The organism is Pseudoalteromonas sp. SR45-1, from assembly GCF_014163655.1.
GTDB lineage: Bacteria > Pseudomonadota > Gammaproteobacteria > Enterobacterales > Alteromonadaceae > Pseudoalteromonas > Pseudoalteromonas distincta.
Genome location: NZ_JACJDR010000052.1, coordinates 1 through 325, shown reverse-complemented (window position 1 = coordinate 325; position 325 = coordinate 1). Strand labels below are relative to the sequence as shown.

Sequence of the window (325 nt, the reverse complement as noted above, 5' to 3'; positions counted from 1 at the left end):
CAACGTTGATAGGCAAGATGTGGAAGTGGTGTGAGCCATTAAGCTAACTTGTACTAATTACCCGTGAGGCTTAACCATACAACGCCAAACGCGTTTTATGCGACAGTTTAGACAGAAGTTAATATAACTAAAGTAGAAATTACTTAGAAAGACTTAAAAAATATTATCAGATATTTTCCAAATTCAGTTAGTGCGTAGAAATACGGATTAACGCCCAAATTTGCTTGGTGACAATAGCGTTTTGGACCCACCTGACTCCATGCCGAACTCAGTAGTGAAACGAAACAGCGCCGATGATAGTGTAGCATTTGCTATGTGAAAGTAG

1 rRNA gene is annotated in these 325 nt (G+C 39.1%); it reads left to right on the top strand.

Annotated elements, in window-relative coordinates:
• Nucleotides 1-223: 223 nt before the first annotated feature.
• Nucleotides 224-325: ribosomal RNA gene (gene rrf, locus H5089_RS20100) — 5S ribosomal RNA — on the top strand; the annotation flags it as partial.